This is a genomic window from Arthrobacter globiformis (genome assembly GCF_030815865.1).
GTDB lineage: Bacteria > Actinomycetota > Actinomycetes > Actinomycetales > Micrococcaceae > Arthrobacter > Arthrobacter globiformis_B.
Genome location: NZ_JAUSXI010000001.1, coordinates 1,729,093 through 1,751,781, shown reverse-complemented (window position 1 = coordinate 1,751,781; position 22,689 = coordinate 1,729,093). Strand labels below are relative to the sequence as shown.

The 22,689-nt window shown below is 67.7% G+C and carries 15 protein-coding genes and 1 pseudogene; 7 read left to right on the top strand and 9 right to left on the bottom strand.

All coding sequences use genetic code 11. The features are described 5' to 3' along the window. Positions 1-7: 7 nt before the first annotated feature. From QFZ33_RS08050 to QFZ33_RS08035, 4 genes are all read right to left on the bottom strand, one after another. Positions 8-976 (bottom strand): 4-(cytidine 5'-diphospho)-2-C-methyl-D-erythritol kinase, encoded by a 969-nt coding sequence (locus QFZ33_RS08050; protein WP_307026411.1) that lies wholly within the window; start codon positions 974-976, stop codon positions 8-10. Beyond that, positions 976-1,863, bottom strand: coding sequence for a 16S rRNA (adenine(1518)-N(6)/adenine(1519)-N(6))-dimethyltransferase RsmA (gene rsmA / locus QFZ33_RS08045; protein WP_307026408.1), 888 nt, complete (start codon positions 1,861-1,863; stop codon positions 976-978). Before rsmA ends, QFZ33_RS08050 begins: the two co-directional genes overlap by 1 nt. Positions 1,864-2,026: 163 nt before the next feature. After that, entirely contained in the window at positions 2,027-3,217 is a 1,191-nt protein-coding gene (locus tag QFZ33_RS08040) for a resuscitation-promoting factor (RefSeq protein WP_307026406.1), read from the bottom strand. 271 nt (positions 3,218-3,488) lie between these two features. After that, positions 3,489-4,376, bottom strand: a complete 888-nt coding sequence (locus QFZ33_RS08035) for a TatD family hydrolase (RefSeq protein ID WP_307026404.1) — start codon at positions 4,374-4,376, stop codon at positions 3,489-3,491. Positions 4,377-4,655: 279 nt separating this feature from the next. Here QFZ33_RS08035 and QFZ33_RS08030 point away from each other — a divergent pair, with 279 nt between their 5' ends. The 4 genes from QFZ33_RS08030 to QFZ33_RS08015 all read left to right on the top strand — a co-directional run bounded on the left by QFZ33_RS08030 (position 4,656) and on the right by QFZ33_RS08015 (position 11,457). Beyond that, entirely contained in the window at positions 4,656-5,765 is a 1,110-nt protein-coding gene (locus tag QFZ33_RS08030; RefSeq protein ID WP_214850182.1) for an AAA family ATPase, read from the top strand. 14 nt (positions 5,766-5,779) lie between these two features. Beyond that, on the top strand, positions 5,780-7,204 hold the full coding sequence (locus tag QFZ33_RS08025) for a DUF58 domain-containing protein (protein ID WP_307026402.1): 1,425 nt from the start codon (positions 5,780-5,782) through the stop codon (positions 7,202-7,204). Then, positions 7,201-9,759 carry a transglutaminase family protein gene (locus QFZ33_RS08020; RefSeq protein WP_307026401.1) on the top strand — a complete coding sequence of 853 codons (2,559 nt, stop codon included), beginning with the start codon at positions 7,201-7,203 and terminating at the stop codon, positions 9,757-9,759. The genes QFZ33_RS08025 and QFZ33_RS08020 overlap by 4 nt, the downstream gene beginning before the upstream one ends. 288 nt (positions 9,760-10,047) lie before the next feature. Further along, positions 10,048-11,457 (top strand): MFS transporter, encoded by a 1,410-nt coding sequence (locus tag QFZ33_RS08015; protein ID WP_307026398.1) that lies wholly within the window; start codon positions 10,048-10,050, stop codon positions 11,455-11,457. Positions 11,458-11,568: 111 nt separating this feature from the next. On the opposite strand, the gene QFZ33_RS08010 is transcribed toward QFZ33_RS08015, so the two are convergent. Together QFZ33_RS08010 and rsmI are read right to left on the bottom strand one after the other, a co-directional pair. Further along, on the bottom strand, positions 11,569-13,119 hold the full coding sequence (locus QFZ33_RS08010; RefSeq protein ID WP_373427242.1) for an NAD-dependent succinate-semialdehyde dehydrogenase: 1,551 nt from the start codon (positions 13,117-13,119) through the stop codon (positions 11,569-11,571). Positions 13,120-13,378: 259 nt separating this feature from the next. Then, positions 13,379-14,200 carry a 16S rRNA (cytidine(1402)-2'-O)-methyltransferase gene (gene rsmI / locus QFZ33_RS08005; RefSeq protein WP_307031714.1) on the bottom strand — a complete coding sequence of 274 codons (822 nt, stop codon included), beginning with the start codon at positions 14,198-14,200 and terminating at the stop codon, positions 13,379-13,381. 173 nt (positions 14,201-14,373) lie between these two features. Between rsmI and QFZ33_RS08000 the strand changes: the two genes are divergently transcribed. Further along, positions 14,374-16,080 carry a dolichyl-phosphate-mannose--protein mannosyltransferase gene (locus QFZ33_RS08000; RefSeq protein ID WP_307026395.1) on the top strand — a complete coding sequence of 569 codons (1,707 nt, stop codon included), beginning with the start codon at positions 14,374-14,376 and terminating at the stop codon, positions 16,078-16,080. A 55-nt stretch (positions 16,081-16,135) separates the two neighbouring features. Further along, a complete protein-coding gene (locus QFZ33_RS07995) occupies positions 16,136-17,965 on the top strand; it encodes an AMP-dependent synthetase/ligase (RefSeq protein WP_307026394.1) in 1,830 nt (609 codons plus the stop codon). 24 nt (positions 17,966-17,989) lie between these two features. Here the strand turns inward: QFZ33_RS07995 and QFZ33_RS07990 are convergent, their stop codons facing one another. After that, positions 17,990-19,210, bottom strand: a complete 1,221-nt coding sequence (locus QFZ33_RS07990) for a TIGR01906 family membrane protein (RefSeq protein WP_307026392.1) — start codon at positions 19,208-19,210, stop codon at positions 17,990-17,992. 155 nt (positions 19,211-19,365) lie between these two features. Continuing rightward, a pseudogene (locus QFZ33_RS07985) lies at positions 19,366-20,359 on the bottom strand (stage II sporulation protein M). 70 nt (positions 20,360-20,429) lie between these two features. On the opposite strand from QFZ33_RS07985, the gene QFZ33_RS07980 reads away from it, so the two are divergent. Beyond that, entirely contained in the window at positions 20,430-21,242 is an 813-nt protein-coding gene (locus tag QFZ33_RS07980; RefSeq protein ID WP_307026390.1) for an RDD family protein, read from the top strand. A 38-nt stretch (positions 21,243-21,280) separates the two neighbouring features. On the opposite strand, the gene QFZ33_RS07975 is transcribed toward QFZ33_RS07980, so the two are convergent. Beyond that, on the bottom strand, positions 21,281-22,513 hold the full coding sequence (locus QFZ33_RS07975; RefSeq protein WP_307026388.1) for a L,D-transpeptidase: 1,233 nt from the start codon (positions 22,511-22,513) through the stop codon (positions 21,281-21,283). Positions 22,514-22,689 lie beyond the last annotated feature (176 nt).

The window sequence follows — 22,689 nt, the reverse complement described above, 5'->3', positions numbered from 1 at the left end:
GAAGGTATTAAAGGAGCGTATCGGAGATGATGCGCGCGCCGGGCACGGGGCCGTGGACGGCCAGTGCGTTGAGCCCCTTGTGCTGCAGCTCCCCGGCGAGGTTCTCCGCCGCTTCTGGATTGTGCGCCAGCAGGGCCACGGTGGGCCCGGAGCCGGAAACGATCCCGGCAATGGCTCCGCAGGACTCGCCCAGGCCCAGTGTGTCCCGGAGCCCGGGGGCGAGTTCGATGGACGCCCGCTGGAGGTCGTTGAGCAGAACCCGGCTCAGGGCATCGGCGTCGCCACTGCGCAGGGCCTGCAGGATCTTGGGGTCCACAGCCGTGGGCTCGTCGCCGTCCACGCCCTCGGCATCGCGGAGCCGGTCCAGGGTGCGGAACACCTCCGGCGTGGAAAGCCCGAACTCGGCCGTCACCAGCACCCAGTCCGTCTGGGCCTTTGCCAGCGCGGGCGACAGCTCATCACCCACGCCCAGCCCCACGGCCGTGCCGCCCAGCAGGGCGAACGGAACGTCCGCTCCGAGCTCGGCGGCGAGCTGGGCGAGTTCGTCCCGGGACAGGCCGCTGTTCCACAGCGCGTCGCAGGCCAGGAGTGTGGCGGCAGCATCCGCGGAACCGCCGCCCATACCGCCTGCCACGGGCACCCGCTTGGTGATTTCAAGATGTACCCCGGTGGAGTGTTCCGACACATCGGCCATGATGGCGGCTGCCTTGTAGGCGAGGTTCCGTTCGTCGAGCGGGATGTCCACCCCGTCGAGGTCCAGCGTGCTGTCCGGGCTGATGCTGACCGTGATGCCCTCGGATGTTGTGCTGGTGGCCGCAACTTCCTCGTACAGCGACACAGCAAGGTAGACGCTGGCCACGGAGTGGTAGCCGTCCGGCCGCAGCGGCCCGACATCCAGCGAGACGTTCACTTTTCCCGGAGCCTTGACCCGGACGGTCCGTGCCGCGAAGCGCCCCCGCACGCCCTGGAGCGCCATCAGGCGTCCGCGGCCGCGCGGGCTTCGGCGATCCTCGCGAACGCGGCGATGTCGATCACTTCGCCCCGCGCGGTGGGGTCGACGCCGGCCGCTACCAGGCAGCGTTCCGCTTCGGCGGCGCTGCCGGCCCACCCGGCCAGGGCTGCACGGAGCGTCTTGCGGCGCTGCGCAAACGCAGCATCAATGACGGCAAAGACCTCCTCGCGGCGGGCGGTGGTGGCCGGGGGTTCACGCCGGGTGAACGCCACGAGCCCGGACTGGATTTTGGGCGCGGGCCAGAAGACGTTCATGCCGATGACGCCGGCCTTGCGCATGCTGCTGTACCAGGCGGCCTTGACCGAGGGCACGCCGTAAATTTTGCTTCCGGGTCCAGCAGCCAGCCGGTCAGCGACTTCGTCCTGAACCATGACGAGTCCGTGGCGGATCGACGGGAAGTGCTGCAGCAGGTGAAGCACCACCGGCACCGCGACGTTGTACGGCAGGTTGGCGACGAGCGCTGCGGGCTCGGCCGGCAGCTCGGTCACCTTCATGGCGTCGGCGAGGACCAGGTGGAAATCATCGGCGGAGTCGGGCCGCCACTGCCGGATGGTCTCCGGGAGCTTCGCAGCCAGGACGGGGTCAATTTCGACGGCGACCACCGCCTTGGCGGCGTCAAGGAGCCCCAGCGTCAGCGACCCCAGCCCGGGTCCGATTTCGAGGACCGTCTCGTCGGGTCCGATGCCGGCGGTGGCCACGATCCTGCGGATGGTGTTGCCGTCGATGACGAAGTTCTGGCCGAGCGTCTTGGTGGGGCGGACGCCGACCTCCCCGGCCAGCCTGCGGATATCGGAGGCACCGAACAGTGGAGCGGGCGCAGTGCCGGAGGCGGAGGGGGTCGGGTCAGTCACCTAGGTATCCTATCCCGGCGCCGCATATGGCAAGGGGCCATATGTGCACGGGGACGGCGAAGGCCGGGCCCGAGGTTCCGGACCCGGCCTTCGCGGCCGCCGCGGCTGTGGTCAGCTGCCGCAGCGGCGAGGCTTTACTTGCGCCAGCGGTTGCTGCCGGCCGCTAGCTGCTGGCTGCCCAGCCGCAGCCCCACGGCTGAAGGCCGCGGTCGGCATAGACACGGTTGGCGATGTCGATCTGCTGTGCCTTGGTAGCCTGGCTGGCGTTCGGAGCGTAGGCGCCCCCGCCGGAGCCAATCCAGGTCTGGACGTCGAACTGCAGGCCGCCGTAGTATCCGTTGCCGCTGTTGATGGACCAGTTGCCGCCCGATTCACACTGCGCAATCTTGTCCCACATGGCCACGTTCATCATTGCGGGGGCCGCTGCCCCGGTGTTCCCGCTTTCGGCCTCGGCGGCGGCGGCTGCCGGCTTGGGCTCTTCCTTGGTGCCGACCGTGATCTTTTCGGTTACCGGCTCGCGGGTGGTGGTCTTGGAGACGAGCGTCCGGGAGGCTTCACGGCCATCGACCAAGACGAGTTTATAGGTGAGGGTGGTCTCACCGGGCACGCCGGCCTGGGTGACCTTCTCCTCACCCTTGGGGAGGGTGGCGCTGTCCGCGGTGAGCGTCTCGAACGCGACCTTTTCGGTGACGGTAGTGGTCTTGCCGGCAACGCGGGACACCTTGATCACCATGTTGTTGACCACAGGGGCGTGTGCCGGCTGCGACGTCCGGTCCGCGGCGGCGAGCCGGATTCCGGCATCCTTGAGGACCTCACCGACGTTGGCGGCTGTGGTGGTCGTTTTCTTGGCCTTGCCGTCGGCAATGATGCTGAGGGTCTTCGGCGTCGAGATGGCCACGAACGAACCGTCCACGGCCAGCTGCGCGTCCTTCGGCACGGAGAGCTCAGAGGCACTGGCAACGCCGAGCTGGGTCACGAGCCCCGCCACGTCCTGCGCCGTGGTGCTAACCGTCTTTTCTGCACCGTCCAGGCTGACCTTCACGGCCTTCGCCATGTTCACGTTGATGACGGAGCCGTTCGCAACACTGGAGTCCAACGCGGGAGACACGCGGTCGGCCGGGTGCAGCTCCACATTCGCGCTCTTCACCACCTGTCCGACGGTGCCGCCGAAGGTCTGGACGGAGCTAACTTTCCCGTCGACGTTCAGGGTGACTGTCTTGTTGCTGCCCACAAAGGCAACGAGCCCCAGTACGAGGGCCGAGAGCACCACCAGTTGCGTGCCGACCTTGATAAAACTGAACTTGCCGTCTGACGAGAAGAAGTTGACCACGATTGCCCGTAACTTTTGAGCCATCCGGGCACGGGGAAAAACGCACAGGGGGATCCGCGGCTGTCACCGAGATGGTGGGCTCCGGACAGGCCGGAGCACGCCGCAGGCTTGTGCGTCGCCACACTCACATGGCAGGGCATCCAAGGGCGCCCTGCCGGTCACGAAAGTGAGTTACATCATCCGGAGGCCTTCCCCGACCCCGGCTAATAGTTTTTCACTGTAACCGAAGCGTTATAAACCCTCCAAAATACATGCCTACCAGGTATGCATATTACGGCTCAGTTCCCGCCGTGGTTCACTCCCAGGATCCGTACGCCCGCACCGTATTTGCACTCACTTGGCCGCACAGCTCGGCCAGGTCCGTTTCTGTCAATTCCGCCATCGCCCGCACGGTGTACGGCACCATGTAACTCGCGTTGGGGCGGCCGCGGTGTGGGTGCGGAGTAAGGAACGGCGAGTCGGTTTCAACCAGCACCAGCTCCGGATCCGCCACGGCGAGCGCAGCCCTGAGGTTGGTGGCGTTCTTGAAGGTGAGTGTCCCCGCGAAGGACATGAACCATCCTTCGTCGTTGCAGATCCGGGCGAGCTCCCCGTCCCCGGAAAAGCAGTGGAAAACCACCCGTTCGGGGGTGCCTTCCTCGCGCAGGACCTGGACCACGTCCTGGTGCGCGTCGCGGTCATGGATCTGCAGGGTCCGGTCCAGCCGCTTCGCGATGTCGATGTGCCGGCGGAAGGAGTAACGCTGATGCGCCAGCCCCTCCCCTTCCGTGCGGAAGAAATCCAGGCCGGTTTCGCCAATGGCGCGTACCCGGGGGTGGCCGGCGAGCTCCTCGATCTCCGCCAGGGCGTCCTCAAGCTCACCGCGAACCGCATAGCCCGGCGCGTCATTCGGATGGAGGGCCACGGCCCCCAAAAGGCGCGGATCCAGGTCAACGGCGCGCAGGGTAAACCTTGAGGATTCGAGGTCGCAGCCCACCTGCACGGCGCCACAGACACCCACCGCTTCGGCTGCATCGAGGGCTGCCGCGATGTCCACCCGGACATCATCAGTCGGGAAGTCCAGGTGCGTGTGGTTGTCCATCACGGGAACGGGCAACGGTTCGGGTGCCGGTGGGAACCCGCGCTTGCCGGAACCGTCGCTGCCGGGCGCCCGGTAGGGCCGGGGAGTTAGGGAATGCCGCATTCCTCCAGCCTAGCGGCCAGCCGATTGCGCCTTTCCCACCGCCCGGTGCGCCTTTCCCACCGCCCGGTTGCGCCTTTCCCGCCTGGCATCACCCTGCCTCTTTCCGCCTGGCACCACCCGGAGATTACGCTTGGGATTACCGGGAGATTTACAGGGAACTCTCTGTTAGCCACGGCAGTTGTGTTAGTACGCTGGTATTGACGGATGTGAGCGCCCAACGAGGGCAACGGCAGGCCTCCGCCGCTTCGTTCCGCTTCACTCTGGGCTGAAAGGTTGCCGATGGAACCGCACCGACGCATCACAATCGACGAAGCACTTCCCGGCGGACAGGGCTTCAGTGGAAGTACTGCGCGCGGCGTCAACCCCTATAACGGCCACAAGTCTGTTCCCCTGGAAGCTCCGGCCTTCCGCGCCGCGAGCGAACGCATCCTCTCGGCCATCAATACGGTCATCGACGGCAAGGCCGAGGCTGCAAAGCTGGCGCTGACGGTCCTGCTCGCCCAGGGCCACCTGCTGCTGGAGGATGTCCCCGGGGTGGGCAAGACGCTGCTGGCCAAGACCCTGGCCCGCACCATCGACTGTTCCGTCAGCCGGATCCAGTTCACACCCGACCTGCTCCCCTCGGATGTCACCGGCGTCTCCATTTACAATCAGTCCTCGCGCCAGTTCGAATTCCGCCCTGGCGCCGTGTTCGCGAACATCGTCATTGGCGACGAGATCAACCGGGCCTCCGCCAAGACGCAGTCTGCCCTGCTCGAATGCATGGAGGAGCACCAGGTCACGGTGGACGGACACTCCTACAAGCTCGGCGAGCCGTTCATGGTGGTGGCCACCCAGAACCCCATCGAGATGGAGGGGACGTATCCGCTCCCTGAGGCCCAGCGGGACCGCTTCATGGCCCGGATTTCCATGGGATACCCGGACAAGGACTCTGAGATCGAGATGCTCGAGACCCACCAGGCCACGTCGCCGCTTGCCCGGGTGAAGGCGGTCGTCACGGCAGCGGATGTGGCTGCAATGATCGCCACAGTCCAACAGGTGTTCGTCTCCGAAGCCGTTAAGGAGTACACCGTGGCCGTCGGCCGGGCGACGAGGGACAGCGCCATGCTGCGCCTGGGCGCGAGCCCGCGCTCCCTGCTGCAGCTGCTCCGGGCAGCGAAGGCGACGGCGGCGCTGGATGGCCGGGATTTCGTGCTGCCGGATGACGTCGTCGCCGTTGCCGAGGCGGTGCTGGCGCACCGGATCATCCTGGACCGCAAAGCCGCCAGCACTGGCGAGACCCCGCAGGGCGTGATCCGCGGCGTGCTTGCCCGGATCCCCGTCAGCCAGGAGATGACGGACACGGCAAACTCCGGGCGGACCGCACCCGAACTCCGCCCTAGCCGTTAGTCAGGACCATCACCGTGGCACTGCTGGACAGCCTCCCACGACATCTCTTCAGCTCCCGGGGCTGGGGACTCCTGGCGGCCGGCGCCGTCTCGCTGCTCGGCGCCCAAGTCATGGGCCGCCGCGACCTTCTTGCCCTCGGCGTCCTGCTGCTTGTCCTGCCGCTCGTTTCACTGGCCGGCATCAGGGTCGTCAAACCGCGGTTCCGGGTGTACCGGGAGTTCAGCCCTTCCACGGTCGAGACAGACTCGGTCACCACGGTCCGGCTTGCCGTCGCCCGGACCGGGCTGGGCACAGGCCGGGTCATCATGGAGGAGCGGTTGCCGCCACGGTTCGGTGAATCCCCGGCCTTCCGCTTCCCCGCCAGGTCCGCCTCGGGCGGCACCAGCCGCTATGAGTACCACCTGCGGTCGGGAAAGCGCGGACAGTTCACCATCGGCCCCGTCACCGCCGAGTTTACGGATCCGTTCGGGCTGTCACTGCACCGGCATTCGATCGACGACGGCGACACCCTCACCGTGACGCCGGCCGCCGTCGAACTCCCGTCCACGGGCCTTGCCGGCGCGCGCGGCAACGACGGCATCACGGCCACCCGGACCAGGGCCAATCCCAGCGACGACGACGTCATGACACGCGAGTACCGGCACGGCGATCCGATGCGCCGGGTGCACTGGCCGGCCACCGCCCGGCACGGCGCCCTGATGGTCCGGCAGGAGGAATCGGTCACCACCCCCGAGGCCACGGTCATCCTGGACCACCGGTTCGTGGGCCACTCCTCGGGCTACGGCTCCGTGTTCGGCAGCCAAGGCGACGACGGAAGCGACCTCGTCACCAGCGACACCTTTGAGTGGGCTGTCACGGCGGCCATGTCCGTGGGCGCCCACCTTGCCGAACTCAATTACTCCTTGCGGTTCTTGGACGCGGCGGGCGAGCCTGCCTTCCACCGTTCGTCGTCGGCCCCTGAGCCTGACAACGAAGAGTACAGCGGCGCGGCCGGCCTCCAGTCCATCGCCGAAAGCCTGGCGGCGATCCAGCTGACCGGCCCGCACCACCCGCGCAGGGAACACGACACCGCCCGCCGCGAACATGCAGGAAGTGCCGATCCGGCCCAGTCCGTCTTTGATGACCGGCTCATGGACAAACTCGCCGCCCACCGGATGCGCGGCCCGCTCCTGGCGCTGCTGGGGAAGATTTCACTCGCGGAGGCGCGGGCCCTCGCCCCCGCAGCCGGCTACGCCGCCAACGCGTTTGCCGTGGTGATTACGGACAAACCCGCTGAGTGCCACGACGTGCTCGAGGCCCTGCGAGCGGGCGGCTGGCGCGCTGTTGCCGTCGAGGCCTCCACCTCGCTGCCGGCCGCCTGGATGTATTTCGACGAGGGCGACGCCGCCATGTGGACGGCTGCGGCGGACGTCCGCCGCGGGGCGGAGGTGGGGCGATGACGCTGACGCCACAACGGCAGGCGGAGGCCGAAGTCCAGCCGCAGCCCGTTCCGGACTCCCCCGGCAGCGGAAGGTTCGGGGCCGGTGGTTTTCCTTGGGTCATGTCCGGCGCAGTGGCGTTGTCCGTCTGCGGCGCGTCACTGTCCCTCAACGGGGTCCTGAGGGGCTGGGCATGGTTCCTGCCTGTCCTGACCACGGTGGTGGTGGTCTCGCTGACTATGGCCCTGCTCCGCACGTTCCGGGCCCAGCCCTTGCTGGTGGCCGCGGGCGGCCTTGCCTCCCTGGCCCTCATCCTGACGTTCACGTTCTTCCGGCGCGACAGCATAGCGGGCTTCCTACCTTCGCAGGCCACCTTCGACGCGCTGGGCAGGCACCTCCGCCGGGCCAGCGAAACAGTGCTCGCGGAGAGCTCGCCGGTAGCACCCAATGCCGGCATCGTCCTGGTGACATGCGCCGCGCTCGGACTCGTCGTCATCCTCGTGGATGCGCTTGCCCTCCCCTTGGGCATGCCGGCCACGAGCGGACTTGGCCTGCTGGCGGTGCTGGTTGTTCCGGCCATGATCAAACCGCAGAGCGTCGGATGGCTGGGATTCGTGACGACGGCGGCCGGCTACCTGGTGATCCTCGCGTGCAGCCAGTGGTTTGCCCCCGATGCCCGGACGCAGGCGGACACGGCCCGCAACCCTGGCCAGGTCAGGCGCGCAGCCCTGACCGGCGGCGTGGCGCTGGTGGTCACACTGGTGCTGCAGCTTGTGGTTCCCGGCTTCGACCAGGGCACGTTCCCCCAGGGCTCCCGGCTGAACCCCTGGGGCACAGCCACAGGACTGAACCCCATGATCAGCCTCGGCAACAGCCTGCGCACCCCGACGGGCGAGGGCAGGATCACCTACGCCACCAACTCCACTACACCGCTCTACTTGCGCTCCGTCACGGTGGACCGCTTCGACGGCGAGTCCTGGTCCCCGGACGACCGCAACGCGAACCGCCGGGCAGGCACCGGACGGATGGACGCGGGACACGAGATCCTGGCACCCGAACAGACCCGGCAGGTGACGGTGGTCAACACGGGGGATTTCACCAGCCCTTACCTTCCCGCCCCGTACGCCCCCGAATCCGTCAACGGGCTGACCGGGCGGTGGAGCTGGGACCCTGCGACCCTGAGCATCAAAGGCACCGACACCAACTCCCGGGACCAGCAGTATGTGGTGCAGTCCTCGGTGCCGAAGCTGACCACGGAGCTGCTGGATGCGTCCTCCGCTCCCGTCCAGGGCGTGCCGGAGGAGTTCATCCGGCCGCCGTCGAATGTTCCGGACATCGTCCGGACCACCGCCGAGTCCGTCACCGCGGACAGCCGCTCAGCCTATGCCAAGGCGATGGCGATCCAGAGGTTCCTGCGCGGCCCGGACTTCACCTATTCCCTGGAGTCACCCGTCCAGGGCGGGTATGACGGAAACGGGTTGTCGGTCCTGGCGGATTTCCTGACCCAGAAGAGCGGCTATTGCATCCACTTCGCCTCCGCCATGGCTGTGATGGCCCGGCTTGAAGGCATCCCGAGCAGGATCGCAGTCGGCTACGCGCCGGGCAGGCAGACCGGCGCCACGGTGTCCGTCGCCGGCCAGGGAGCGCTCCCGGAGTACGAAGTCGACGCCCGCGACGCCCATGCCTGGCCCGAGCTGTACTTCCAGGGCCTCGGCTGGGTTCCGTTCGAGCCCACTCCCTCACGGGGCGTAGTGCCGCCCTATGCGCAGGACTCCTCGACGTCCGGCGGAGGCAGCACCAACGAACAGAATAATGACGGCCTAGTGCCGAGCAATGGCGCCACAGCACCGTCGTCGGCGCCGGCACCGGCCCCCCTCCCCCTTCCGGGGAGCGGAACCGCCGACGCCGGGAACCAGTTGGCGCCCGCTCTCTACACCGCCGCCGGGGTTCTGCTGCTGGTCCTCCTGGCCGCCTCACCCCGCATGGTGCGCGGTGGCATCCGGGCAAGGCGCCTGAGGGGAACGGGCACCGGCAGGAACCGGCTGGCCGAGCCGCCGCTCGTCTGGTCGGAGCTCAAGGACCTGGCCACTGACTACGGCGTGCGTTCTGTGCCTAGCGAGACTCCGCGGACATTCTCGGCCCGGCTGCGCGGCTCCCCGGCCATGGGTCTCCGGACCGAATCAAACCCCGGCGGCGCACCAGATACCGGCAGCGGACCAGGGCACGACGCCCGAACTTTCCATGCCCAGACTGTCCATGCCGTGACGGTCCTGACGGATGCCTACGAACGGCACCAGTACGGCCGGCCCGTGGGCCAGGACGGAACGCGCCACGGCCTTCCGGAGGAAGCCGCGGTCGAACACATCGGCCAAGTGCGGCAGGCGCTGCGCCGCAATGCCGGTATAGTCGGCCGGCTCCGCGCCGACTGGCTGCCGCCGTCGGTCCTCTTCCGCTGGGGATCCGTGGCCAGATGGCCTTTCGGCGTCATGGGCCGGGCGGCGTCCTGGGTGGGACACGCCGCATCGGTGCTGTGGCGCAGGACCCGCAGCGGCCTCCGCCGCCTCCGGGCAGGATAGCCGCCCGCGCAAAGGCTCATCGCCTGCGAACGCCAGTTAGGTTCAGGCCATTCCCCGCGGACGCCCCGCCTGCCACCACGCCGACGACGTTTGACATGTGACCGGCACCACCTTATCTTTGAGAGACGGGAAAGCGCATTCCAAGCCGTTTCCACGGTGTGGCGCCCATACAAAAATGCCTGCGCACCGCAGCGGCTTTGGCGACGCGAGCGCGACCTTCCCGCCTGATCCGACACCCAGCGACGGGGTTGATACGGCGGAGCACACCATTGTCCAAAGGAGGACGACATGAAGAGCGACACACACAAGCTGCGGACTTCGGCTGAACCGCAACAGTCCGGCTCGCGCCGGTCGAGCAGCACCAGGAAGGCTGCCGCCAGCGGCTGGGTGGGCAGCGCCCTTGAGTACTACGACTGGTTCATCTACGCCCAGGCCGCCGCCCTGGTGTTTCCCACCATCTTCTTCCCCGCCGGAAACCCGACCGTCGCGCTGATCGCCTCGCTCGGCACCTACGCAGTGGGATACATCGCCCGCCCGATCGGAGCATTCGTCCTCGGCCAGTGGGGCGACAAGCACGGCCGCAAGAACGTCCTGGTCCTGGCCATGCTGCTGATGGGCGTCTCAACCTTCGCGGTCGCCCTGCTACCTACCTACGAGCAGGTTGGCATCCTGGCCCCGGCCCTGCTGCTGGTCCTTCGCCTCATCCAGGGATTCGCCGTGGCCGGGGAGCTGAGCGGGGCCAGCGCCATGATTGTGGAACATGCACCGTTTGGCCGCCGCGGCTTCTATGCAAGCTTCGCCCTCCAGGGCACCCAGGCCGGACAGATCATCGCCGCCGCCGTCTTCCTTCCGCTCTCAGCCGTGCTGTCCGCTGAGGACTTCCACGCCTGGGGCTGGCGCATCCCGTTCCTCCTCAGCGCCCTGGTGGTGTTCGCCGGTTACATCATCCGCCGCCGGGTCGAGGAGACGCCCGTCTTTGTGGAGGAGAAGGCGCACCGGGACGTTCCCAAGATGCCGGTGGTCCAGGTGCTGCGGGAAAGTGGGCTGAACGTCGTGCGGGCGGTCTGCATGACGCTGGTCAACGTCGTGGGCGTCACCGTGGCCGTCTTCGGCGCAGCCTACGCCACGCAGCCGGGTTACGGCATCGGCATGAGCACCACTGTTTACCTCTGGATCCCGGTGCTTGCCAACGTCGTCGCGCTGGCCCTTATCCCCTGGTTCGGGGACCTGTCGGACCGCTTCGGACGGCGGCCGCTGATGATCGTCGGCTCGCTGGGCTCCGGTGCGCTGGCCTACGGGTACCTGTATGCGGTCAGCCAAAACAATGTGCCGCTGACCATCGTCCTGGCCATCCTGATGTGGGGCACGCTGTACCAGGTCTGGAACGCCACCTTCGCCAGCTTCTTCCAGGAGCTCTTCCCCTCCCGGACTCGGGTTACCGGGTTCGCCATCTCGCAGAACATCGGGCTCCTGATCACGTCCTTCCTGCCGAGCCTCTTCGCGGTGGTCGCTCCCCCGGGTTCGGCAAACGTTCCCCTCACCGTCGGGTCCATCTGCTTCGGCATCACAGTTATCGGGGCAATTGCGGCCTGGTCGGCCAGGGAGACGCACCGGATTCCGCTCAACGAGCTGGGATCACCGGACGCCACTCCGGTCTCCCGCGAGGAGTACGCAAGCGTCCGGGCCGCGGCCCGCTAAACGCCGCGACAACTACCCGTTGTAAGAAACGCACTGGCCCGCAGGATTCCTGCGGGCCAGTGCGTTGTGGTGTTGCGCTCGGTGTGTCCGGTGTATGCGGCGCCTGCCTTGTTAGCCGGCGTAGGGGTCGGCGATGCCGATGTACTGGGTGTAGAGGTATTCCTCGATGCCCTCGAGGCCGCCTTCACGGCCCAGGCCGGACTGCTTGACGCCGCCGAACGGTGCGGCGGCGTTGGAGATGACGCCGGCGTTCAGGCCCAGCATGCCGGTCTCGAGCCGTTCGCCCATCCGAATCCCGCGGTTCAGGTCCCTTGTGAAGACGTAGGCCACCAGCCCGTATTCGGTGTTGTTCGCCAGGCGCACGGCCTCGTCCTCGGAGGAGAACGTGATGATCGGGGCCACCGGGCCGAAGATCTCCTCGGACAGGATCCGGGTGCCCTCGGTGACACCCTTGAGGATGGTGGGCTGGTAGAAGTAACCCGGTCCTTCCACCGGCGCGCCGCCCAAGACAGCCTTCGCGCCGGAGGCAACGGCATCGGTGACGAGCTCGTGGACCTTGTCCCGGCTCTTGGCGTCGATCAGCGGGCCTACCTTGGACTCGGGTTCGGTCCCGCGGGCGGTGGTCATCTCCTTCATTTTCGCGGCGAACTTCTCCGCGAACTCGTCCGCGACTGACTCGTGCACGATGAAGCGGTTGGCCGCGGTGCAGGCCTCGCCCATGTTCCGCAGCTTCGCCAGCATGGCGCCCGCGACGGCGGCATCGACGTCGGCGTCCTCGAACACCACGAACGGGGCGTTGCCGCCGAGCTCCATCGAGGTCCGCAGGACCGTCTCCGAGGCGTCGGACAGGAGGCGCCGGCCAACCTCGGTGGAGCCGGTGAAGGAGAGCTTCCGCAGCCGGGAATCCTTGATCAGCGGGCCGGTGGTGGCACCGGCAGTGGACGTGGGGATGACGTTCAGGACGCCTGCGGGCAGGCCGGCTTCCATCATGACGGCGGCAAACAGCTGGGAGGTCAGCGGGGTGAGGTTCGCGGACTTCAGCACCATCGTGCACCCGGCAGCGACGGCCGGGGCGATCTTGCGGGTGGCCATGGCCAGCGGGAAGTTCCACGGCGTGATCAGCAGGCACGGGCCCACCGGCTTCTTTGTCACCAGCAGGCGCGACTTGCCGTCCGGGGAGACCGAGTAACGGCCGAAGGCACGGACGGCTTCCTCGGAGAACCAGCGCAGGAATTCGGCACCATAGGTGACCTCGCCGCGGGCTTCGGCGAGCGGCTTGCCCATCTCCAGGGTCATCAGCAGCGCGAAGTCCTCGGCCCGCTCGATGACAAGTTCAAAGGCCCGGCGCAGGATCTCGCCGCGCTCCCGCGGCGGCACCTTGGCCCAGGACTCCTGCGCGGCGGCGGCCGCGTCCAGGGCAGCGGCGCCGTCCTCGGCCGAGGCGTCGGCGATGCTCAGCAGCGTCTTCCCGGTGGCCGGGTCCTCGACGTCGAACGTCTTGCCGGACGCGGCTGGACGCCACTCGCCGTTGATGAGCAGGCCGGTGGGAACAGACGCGAGCAATTCGCTTTCGCGTTCTGCGGTAGCAGTGGACTGTGTAGTAACAGACACGGTGACTCCCTCGTCAGCAATCGGATTGCCGGTTATGTGCAGCTCCTGCATACGGCGTGCCGCCGCCTGCCGCCCGCTGCTTGCTTGGCTGGATTAAAAGCCACGGTACTGCCCGTGTCTCGGCAGTGTCTACGCATCGGCGCACTGCCCGTCCCGCGGTTCGTTGTGCAGCTGCACAGCCCGGGTGGCGGCGGCTCCGCCCGTCTCGCCGGGCGGTTGGGAGCGTGGTGCAGGCCGCTGGGAGCGCACCGCCGTTCGGCTGCAGCTGGCCCATCAGGACCGCTGCGGCGGGCTCACCAGAGCGGGTATGTCACCGCGCCGCGAGGACGGCGGAGTACAGTTCCCGCTTGCTCACGCGGGTTTCTTCGGCGACAGCAGCGACGGCTTCCTTGAGCCGGACACCTTTGGCCACGAGCTCATTGACGGCGGCGACGCCGTCCTCCGGCGAGCCAGGCGCACGCTCCGGCGCACCTGCCACCACCACGGCGATCTCGCCGCGCACCTCATTGGCCTCCGCCCACTGCAGCATCTCGCGGAGCGAGCCGCGAAGGACCTCCTCGTAAGTCTTGGTGAGTTCCCGGCACACCGCCGCGCGCCGGTCCGGGCCGAAGCGCTCGTGCAGCGCCCGTAGCATGGCCTCAAGCCGGTGGGGCGCCTCGAAGAAGACCATGGTGCGGCGTTCGGCGTCGAGATCCGCCAGGCGGCCGGCGCGTTCGCCGGCCTTCCGGGGCAGGAACCCTTCGAAACAGAACCTGTCGGTGGGCAGGCCGGACAGTGCCAGGGCGGTGAGCACGGCCGACGGCCCGGGGACGGCCGTGACGGTGAGGCCCGCCGCCACCGCGCCTTCGACCAGCCGGAAGCCGGGGTCAGAGACTGCGGGCATGCCCGCGTCGGTGACCATGACGAGGGTCTTTCCGGAGCGGACCTGCTCCAGGAGTTCCGCGGTCCTCGTGGCCTCGTTGTGCTCGTGGTAGCTGATGATCCGCCCGCTCACGCTGACGTCCAGGCTCTGCACCAGGCGGTGCAGGCGCCGGGTGTCCTCGGCAGCCACGATGTCCGCCGTCGCCAGCAGCTCCACGAGCCGGGCGGAAGCGTCGCCTACGTTGCCGATGGGTGTTGCCGCCAGGACAATCCGTCCCGGACCGCCGCTGCGGAGGTCCTGCTCCCTTCTGCCGGCGGTGTCGGCAGCCTCTGAATTGCTGGCGGGGTCGGAACTGCTGTCAGGGGCGGTGCTCGCTTCATGGTCCACGGATCCAGCCTACTGCCGTCCGGCGTTCTCCAAGCCGCAAACGGTAGCATGGGCTCGTGACGCAGACCTTCGTGCGGCCTGACGGGGCCGAACCAGCAATTACCCCGGCTTCCGCACCCGCCACAGAAGACCGTGGCCCGCACGGGAAGCGCTGGATCAGCCGCCCCTCGGAGGCATTCACGGCAGACGCCCTCACCCGGCGCCTGATCGGCGGCATGCGCACCTGGCGGGACTACCCGCCGTCGCTGCGGCTCTGGTTCTGGCTGGTTCCCGCCCTGACGGCCGCCGTGGGCGGCGTCCTGAGGTTCGTCCGGCTGGATGTGCCCCGCAGCCTCGTGTTTGACGAGACGTACTACGTCAAGGCCGGCTACTCGCTGCTGGTGAGCGGCTACGAGCGGAGCTGGCCGGACAAGGCCAACGACGCGTTCGTGGCCGGCAACCCCAACGTGCTGCTGAACACGCCCGAATACGTGGTGCACCCGCCCGTGGGCAAGTGGATGATCGCCGCAGGCATGTGGCTCTTCGGGGCCGACAACCCCTTCGGCTGGCGGTTCGCCGCGGCGCTGACGGGCACCCTGTCCGTGGCCCTCCTCGCGCTGATAGCCCAGAAGCTTTTCGGCTCCCTGATCCTTGGCGGCGCAGCCGGGCTGCTGCTCGCCGTCGACGGGCACCACCTGGTCATGTCCCGCACGTCGTTGCTGGACATCTTCCTGATGTTCTGGGTCCTGGCGGCGTTCGGCGCGCTGTTGCTGGACCGCGACGACGGCCGGCGCCGGCTGGCAGCCAGGTTCGGCAGGCAGGCGGCCGCCTCCCCCACCGGCAGGCCATCCCCGCTCCAGCTGCTGTCCGGCCCGTGGCTGGGCGTCCGCTGGTGGCGGATTGTGGCAGGCATCTGCCTAGGCCTGGCAGTCGGCACCAAGTGGTCGGCGCTGTTCTTCGTGGCCGGTTTCGGGCTCCTGACGGTGTTCTGGGACCTGAGCGCCCGACGGACCGCCGGCGTCCGCGGCTGGATCAGCGCCGGAATCATCAAGGACGGGCTCCTGGCATTCGTCAGCATCGTGCCCGTGGCCGCCGTGACGTACGCCGCCAGCTGGACGGGATGGTTCAGGTCCACGGATGCCTACTACCGGCGGTGGGCGGAGACGAATCCCAGCGCGGAATGGGGCTGGCTGCCGGACTCCGTGCGGTCCCTGGCGCACTACCACCTGGAGGCCTACAAGTTCCACCAGGGGCTCAGCTCGGAGCACCCCTATGAGGCGAGCGCCTGGAGCTGGCTGGTGATGGGCAGGCCCACCTCGTTCTTCTACGAGTCCCCCAAGCAGGGCACCCCCGGCTGCGATTTCGCTGGCTGCACCTCGGCCATCCTGTCCGTCGGCAACCCGCTGATCTGGTGGAGCGCCGCCATTGCACTCGTCATCCTGCTGTTCTGGTGGGCGGGCAGGCGCGACTGGCGGGCAGGGGCCGTACTGGCCGCCGTCGGCTCCGGCTATCTGCCGTGGTTCATGTACCCGGAACGCACCATGTTCTTCTTCTACGCGGTGTCCTTCGAACCCTTCCTGGTCCTGGCGCTCGTGTACTGCCTGGGCCTGGTACTGGGGAAAACCACCGACCCGCCGTGGCGCCGGCGCTCGGGGCTGTACGGCGTCGCCCTGTTCCTTGTGGCTGCGGTCCTGATCTCCTCCTTCTTCTACCCGGTCTGGACCGCCGAAATGATCACGTACCAGGACTGGCGGCTCAGAATGTGGATGCCTTCCTGGATCTGAGGCACGATTGCAGGTGGAGCCCGGACGTGATCATCAACGAAATGGAGACCCGCCTGTGAGGGAAGCAAGCACGGAACTGATGGTTGCACTGGAGGCCAGCAGCAACGTCACCGACCTGCTCCTTGACTGCTACCGGGACAATCCTTCGCACGCCGTCTACGCCCGCCGGGACGCCAGCGGCTGGCAGAACATCACCGCCGGGCACTTCCTTGACCAGGTCACAGCCCTGGCCAAAGGCCTCATTGCCGGCGGCCTGGCCCCCGGGGACACCGTCGCCGTCCTTTCTGCCACCCGCTACGAATGGACGCTGGTGGATTTCGCCATCTGGTTTGCCGGCGGTGTGACCGTGCCCGTCTACGAAACCTCCTCGGCGAGCCAGGTTGAGTGGATCCTGTCCGACTCCGGCGCCGGGCGGGTCTTCGTCGAAGACCGCCAGAAGGCGTCGCTGCTGGAGCAGGTCCTGTCCGCCTCCAGCGTCCTGGCCGGCCGCCTGGTGCCGGTGGTCCGGATGGATTACGACGGCGAAGCCCCCAACCTTGCCAGCCTCGCCGCCGCGGGGGCCGGGGTGACGGACGCCGAGCTGGAGCGGCACCGCTCGGCAGCCGCGCTGCAGGACGTGGCGTCCCTCGTCTATACCTCCGGCACCACCGGCAGGCCCAAGGGCTGCGAGATCACGCATGGAAACTTTGCCCTGGTTGCCAGGAACATCGTGGCCGTCCTCCCCGAACTGCTGCAGCGGGAGGACGCCAGGACACTGATGTTCCTGCCGCTGGCCCACGTGCTGGCCCGGGCCGTCCAGGTGGTGTGCCTCACGGCCGGCGTGACTCTCGGCCACACCTCCGGAGCCAGCCAGCTGCTTGATGATCTGGGAACCTTCAAGCCGACCTTCCTGCTGGCTGTCCCCCACATCTTCGAGAAGGTCCACGCCGGAGCGGAGCAGAAGGCGAGGAATGCCGGGAAGTCGCGGCTCTTCAGCGCAGCCGCAGGGGTGGCGGTCCGCTACTCGGAGGCACTGGATGCCGCCCGGCACGGGAAGGGCAGCGGGCCGGGCGCCATGCTGCGGGCGCAGCACGCACTGTTCGACCGCCTCGTGTATCCCCGGCTGCGCCAGGTGTTCGGCGGGAACATGGAGTACGCCGTTTCCGGCGCGAGCCCGCTGAACGCCCGCGATACGCACTTCTTCAGGGGTGCGGGGATAGCCGTGCTCGAAGGCTACGGCCTGACGGAGACCACAGCGCCGTGCACCGTGAACACTGCCGGCCTCACCCGAGTGGGCACGGTCGGAATCCCAGCGCCCGGCACCACCATCCGCATCGCCGAGGACGGTGAGGTTTTGGTCAGGGGCATCGGCGTGTTCAAGGGCTACCACGCCAACGAGGCGGCCAACGCCGAGGCCTTCGCCGACGGCTTCTTCCGCACAGGGGACCTGGGCTCCCTGGACGCCGACGGGTTCCTCACCATCACGGGCCGCAAAAAGGACCTGCTGGTCACGGCCGCCGGTAAGAACGTCGCGCCGGGCCCGCTCGAGGAGAAGATCCGCGAACACCAGCTCGTAGGCCACGCCGTGGTGGTGGGTGACGGGAAGCCCTTCATTTCTGCCCTGGTCACCCTCGACCCCGAGGGCCTCGAGCACTGGTGCACGGCGCGCAGCCTTCCCCTGCTCAGCCCCGCGCAAGCCCGCACGGACCCAGCGGTGCGCAGTGCCATCCAGGAAGCGGTGGACCAGGCCAACAGCCTCGTGTCCAAGGCCGAATCCATCCGCAAGTTCCGGGTCCTGGATGCAGCCTTCACCGTGGAGTCCGGGCACCTGACACCGTCCCTCAAACTCAAGAGGGCCGCCGTCGTCAAAGACTATAAAGCGGAAATCGAGGAGCTGTACGGCTGAACAGTCGTCCCTGCCGAAAGGCCGCTACAGGTTCACGGGACGGACGTTGCCTGTCTGCGGAGCCTCGTCGGCGCCGGCGTCGTCCTTCATGTCGGTGCCCTCTGCATCGCCCTCAACATCGGCGCCCTTGCGGCCCTTCCTGGCCGGGGCCAGCCCGCGGCGCCTGCGGGTGGGCCAGGTCAGGATCAGCGTCACCACCGCTGTGATCAGGACAAGCGCGGCGATGACCAAGCCCGCGTCGACCCAGAACTGCCCGGGGAAGAGCCGGATCAGCGTATCCTCAAGCGCAAACGTCCAGGAGCCGGCAGCGAAGAAGATGCGGTGGAACTCGGTGAAGAACTGCTGCCACCCGAGGGCGGCGAGGGTGCCCAAACCGATGATGAGCACCAGCGTCACAATGGAGCCGGCGAACAGCCCCCGGCGCACTCCGCCGGGCGTGCGCCGCCGCAGGTAGATGATGGCGATGATGCTGATCAGGATCAGCAGTGCCCCGGCTCCGAACGCGGACAGGAAGACGAGCTTCACGTCGGCCATGTGAGCGACCTCGCCGTCCTTGAACAGTTTTTCACCGCTGCGGTTAACCAGTTCGCCCAGGTAGCGCGGACCGGACCAGTTGCTCAGGTAGTCCACGGCGTAGGAGCCGTAGGTCATGCGGTCGTCCGCGTTGAAGCCGTAGCCGTCCCCGGGGAAACCGGGGCGGTGGTACTCCACCCAGAGGAAGAGCGGGCTGGTCACGGCGCGCACGGCCAGGACCAGGAGGATGACGGGATAGAAAATGGCCAGCAGGACCTGGAGGAACCGGGGCAGCACCGGCTTGGCCCTGGCTGCCTGCTCGCGCTCGGCGTTGCGCCGTTCCACTTCCTCCTGCGGAGGGCGTACTTGCAGGGCAGAGGTGGGGAGCGGCTCGCTGTAGTGGGTGCCCATGGTGGAGGAACCGGCCGCAGACGGCTGGCGTGACGCCATCTTCCGATCTGTCGCAGCGTCCTGGCCCGCCTCCGCGTTACGGTCTGTCCCGGCACCCTCGGTGGCGGCCGCCTCCGCCGCCTTGCGGTCGGCACGGCTTTCGGGCTGGGCCGCTGCAGAACCGGCGGCGCCCTCCCCCTCAGCGGCGCGTGCTGCAGGCGCGGGCTGCATCCAATCAAACGCCGGCTCGTCGGGGTCCTCCGCGGGATCCAGAGCGGGGCGCGCCGCCGGATCGAGCCGCGGATCAAGGCGTCCGGACGGGGTCGGAGTATTGTCTTTCACTGCAGCTTCACTTCCGTAGGCGTCCACGCTCCGTGGCCACCGGGATTACCGGGGCCGGGCAGCGCTTTGTATCTCCCCAAGAGCCTACCGTCAGCCGCTCCGGCACCGCGATGTGCCACCCCGCCACGGCAGGAATAATCAGCTGGCGGTAATAATCAGGCTGCAAGTTCTGTATAGCCGGCGTCCTGACTGCCCAGGTCGCCGCGGGCGCCGGCGCGGTAGGCCCGTCCCCCGCAGACCAGCACATACAACCAGTATGCCGCCAGCACCGCCGCGCCGATACTGATCTTCGCCCACACCGGCAAAGTGCTGGGCGTAACGAAACCCTCCACGAGGCCTGAGACAAAGAGCACCAGGACGAGGCCAAGCGCCACCGTGATCATGGACCGGCCCTCTGCTGCGACGGCGCGGGACCGGGTCCGGGTGCCCGGCGACACCATCGCCCAAAAGATTCTCAGCCCTGCCGCGCAGGCCACGAATACTGCCGTCAGCTCCATGAGCCCGTGCGGCAGGATGTAACTGAAGAACACGTCCGTCTTTCCCACCGCGGCGAACATCCCGGCGGCCACCCCCCACGCCCTGGGCGTTGGCGAACAGGATCATGGGCACCCAGAAACCGGTGATGCCCAAGGCAACGGCCTGGGCACTGATCCACGCGTTGTTGGTCCAGACGGCGCCGGCAAACGACGCCGCCGGGTTCTCCGAGTAGTAGTCAATAAAGTCCTGCTCCACGTACCGCTGGACTTCCGATTCCGTGGCAACGGCACGCAGGGCCTCGGGCGAAGTGCCAATCCATAGGGCGAAGGCGCAGCCGACGAGGCAGAATGCGGCGCCACAGGCGACCGTCAGCCAGCGGATCCGGTAAAGCGCGGCCGGGAGCGCCAGCACGAAGAACTGCGCCATGTCCTCCATGAAGTTCGACCGTGCCCCGGTGAAGCGGGTGCGCGCCTGCGCCAAAGTGGCAGAGAGGGATGCGGACAAGCCGCTTTCCGGCCCGGTGGAACGGAGCAGGGAGAGGTGGGCGGAGGTCACCAGGTACAGGCGCAGCAGTTCATCGGCGTCGGCACCGCTCAGGCGCCGCTGGTGCGCTAGGTGGTGCAGCCGCGACCATGTGTCAGAGTTGACGGCGGAGAAGGCGTCCATGTCCACGCTCCTACCCTAGCCTGCGGCGAACTAGACTTTAGGCGACCGGTGGCCGGAACGACGTACGGGGCAGGAATTGGGTCCACTCATCACAGGCGAGGCAGTCGTCCTTGAACTCCGTCCTGCGTCCTTCGCTGCCCGCTCCCTCGGCCTGTTGCTCGACGTCGTGGTGCATTCCGCGCTGCTGATAGCGGTACTCATGGCAATGGGCGCCGCCCGGGATGAACTGGACGAGGCGGCAGCCGGGGCACTCACCCTGGTCAGCGTGGTTCTGTGCTTCGTCATTGTCCCGGCGACGGTGGAGACCCTGACCCGGGGCCTGTCGCTCGGGAAACTGGCGGCCGGGCTGAGGATAGTGCGTGACGACGGCGGGGCCATCCGTTTCCGCCACGCGGTCATCCGGGCGCTGATCGGCTTCCTGGAGATCTACCTGACCTTCGGCGGTGTTGCAATCAGCGTCGCCCTCTTCGACGGCAGGTCCCGCCGGCTGGGCGACATTGTGGCGGGCACCTATTCGCTGCGGCGCCGGGTTCCGGTGGAACCCTCAATCGTCCCCGTCACCCCGCGGCACCTGGCCGCCTGGGCTGAAGCCGCGGACATCGGCCGCATTCCGGACGCCCTGGGACGGCGTGCCGCTCAATTCATGCGCCAGGCGCCACGGATGTCGCCACTGTCACGCAGCGGCATGGCTGCAGCCCTCGCCACCGAAATGTCCGCGTATGTGGCACCGTCACCGCCGCCAGGAACCACTCCCGACGACTACCTGGCGGCGGTCCTGGCCGAACGCCGCATCCGCGAACTCCGCCGTCTCGGCGCGGCACGCACACAAAGCAACAGGATCGGGGAACGGCTGCACCGGCTGCCGTTCACGGCGTCGCGCGACAGCTAGCGCTTGGCGTGCTGCGCTTAGCGTTTGGCGGACTGGGCCTAGCGTTTGGCGTACTGGGCCCAGGGAATGTTCCAGTCGCCGTAGCCCTCGAGCGGCTCCACCGGCGCGGCGCCCGTGTTCAGGACCTGGACGACGTCGCCGGACTTCATGTTGTTGAAGAACCAGGCAGCGTCCACGGGCAACAGCCCGACACAGCCGTGGGAGACGTTGGATACGCCCACGTAGCCCCATGCCGACTCGAGCGCCTGATGGACATAGACGCCGGAGGACGTGAGCCTGTTGGCATACTCCACGGTCAGCGGCGGGTAGTACCCCTTGTCGCCGGGCTTCAGGCCGATGCTCCCGGCGTTGAACTTGGAATTCCGTTCCTGCTCCATGATCACGGCGTAGCCGGACGGGGAGAGCCAGTCGGAACCGCCCAGGGTGACGGGTGCGGTCCTGACCAGCTTGCCGTCGAAGTAGACCTGCATGGTTTTGGTGTTGTCGTCCACCACTGCCAGGCGCTGCTGGCCCACCTTGAACTGCACCTTTGCGTCGAAGTTGCCGATCATGCCGTTGCCGAAGTCCACTCCGAACAGCTTCATGTCCACGGTGACCTGGCTGTTGGAGGCCCAGAACTTCTCGGGGCGGATGCGCACCTTCTGGTCCGAGTACCAGTGCCAGGCGACGGGCTGCTTGGAGGAGACGGTGATCTTGACGGCCTTTTCAACCGCTGCCTTGTTGGTGACCGGTTCGCTGAACACGATGTCGATGGGCTGCCCTGCGCCGACCGTGGAGCCGTTCTCCGGGTACACGGCGGCATCCGCCTCATTGGCGGCCTCCACGGTGGTGAAGGTCTGGGCCTTCTTGGTTTCCCGGCCCGCCTCATCCACGATGGTGTAGCCGTAGTTATATGGGGTGTTGAAGAGCAGCGGGTCCACGGCTGTCCATGTGCTGCCGTCGGCGCTGACAGTGCCCTTGACGGCCTCTCCCCCGGCGGTCGGCACCAGCACAACGTCCTGGACGCGGCCGTTGACCGCCTTGACGGAGGGGGCCACCGCGGGGTTTACGCCTTTGGCGCCATCGAGCGGTGTCACACCCAGTTCCACGGCCTTGACCACGGGGGTGGCCAGGCCCGGCTCGTTGCGCACGGGGCTGGAGGCCTCGGATTGGGGCGCGGGGTTGGCCCAGCCAGGAGCGGTGGCGACGCCGATTCCGCCGGCGGCAACCGCAGCGCAAATAGCAACGACGGCGATGATCTTGCCGGTTTTCCGGTTGTTCTTTTCCGTCATGACTGGTTTCTCCGTGTCCCACCGGGCTGCCGATCGGCACCCGTCCGTGTGCCCAGCGGCAACGCTGACCAGTCAATTTTATCGCATGGCGGTGCTGCCCCTGACGCGGAGACCCACGGCGCGCCGGGTTGCCATGAAGCTCAGCAGCGGCCACGGCGCACTGCGGTGCGCCGTGG

Excerpts from the sequence above, each read along its gene's own strand:
- QFZ33_RS08020 (WP_307026401.1), top strand. The coding sequence starts at position 7,201 with ATGACGCTGACGCCACAACGGCAGGCGGAGGCCGAAGTCCAGCCGCAG.
- QFZ33_RS08010 (WP_373427242.1), bottom strand. The coding sequence starts at position 13,119 with ATGCAGGAGCTGCACATAACCGGCAATCCGATTGCTGACGAGGGAGTC.
- QFZ33_RS08040 (WP_307026406.1), bottom strand. The coding sequence starts at position 3,217 with ATGGCTCAAAAGTTACGGGCAATCGTGGTCAACTTCTTCTCGTCAGAC.
- QFZ33_RS07975 (WP_307026388.1), bottom strand. The coding sequence starts at position 22,513 with ATGACGGAAAAGAACAACCGGAAAACCGGCAAGATCATCGCCGTCGTT.
- QFZ33_RS08035 (WP_307026404.1), bottom strand. The coding sequence starts at position 4,376 with ATGCGGCATTCCCTAACTCCCCGGCCCTACCGGGCGCCCGGCAGCGAC.
- QFZ33_RS08030 (WP_214850182.1), top strand. The coding sequence starts at position 4,656 with ATGGAACCGCACCGACGCATCACAATCGACGAAGCACTTCCCGGCGGA.
- QFZ33_RS08015 (WP_307026398.1), top strand. The coding sequence starts at position 10,048 with ATGAAGAGCGACACACACAAGCTGCGGACTTCGGCTGAACCGCAACAG.
- QFZ33_RS08050 (WP_307026411.1), bottom strand. The coding sequence starts at position 976 with ATGGCGCTCCAGGGCGTGCGGGGGCGCTTCGCGGCACGGACCGTCCGG.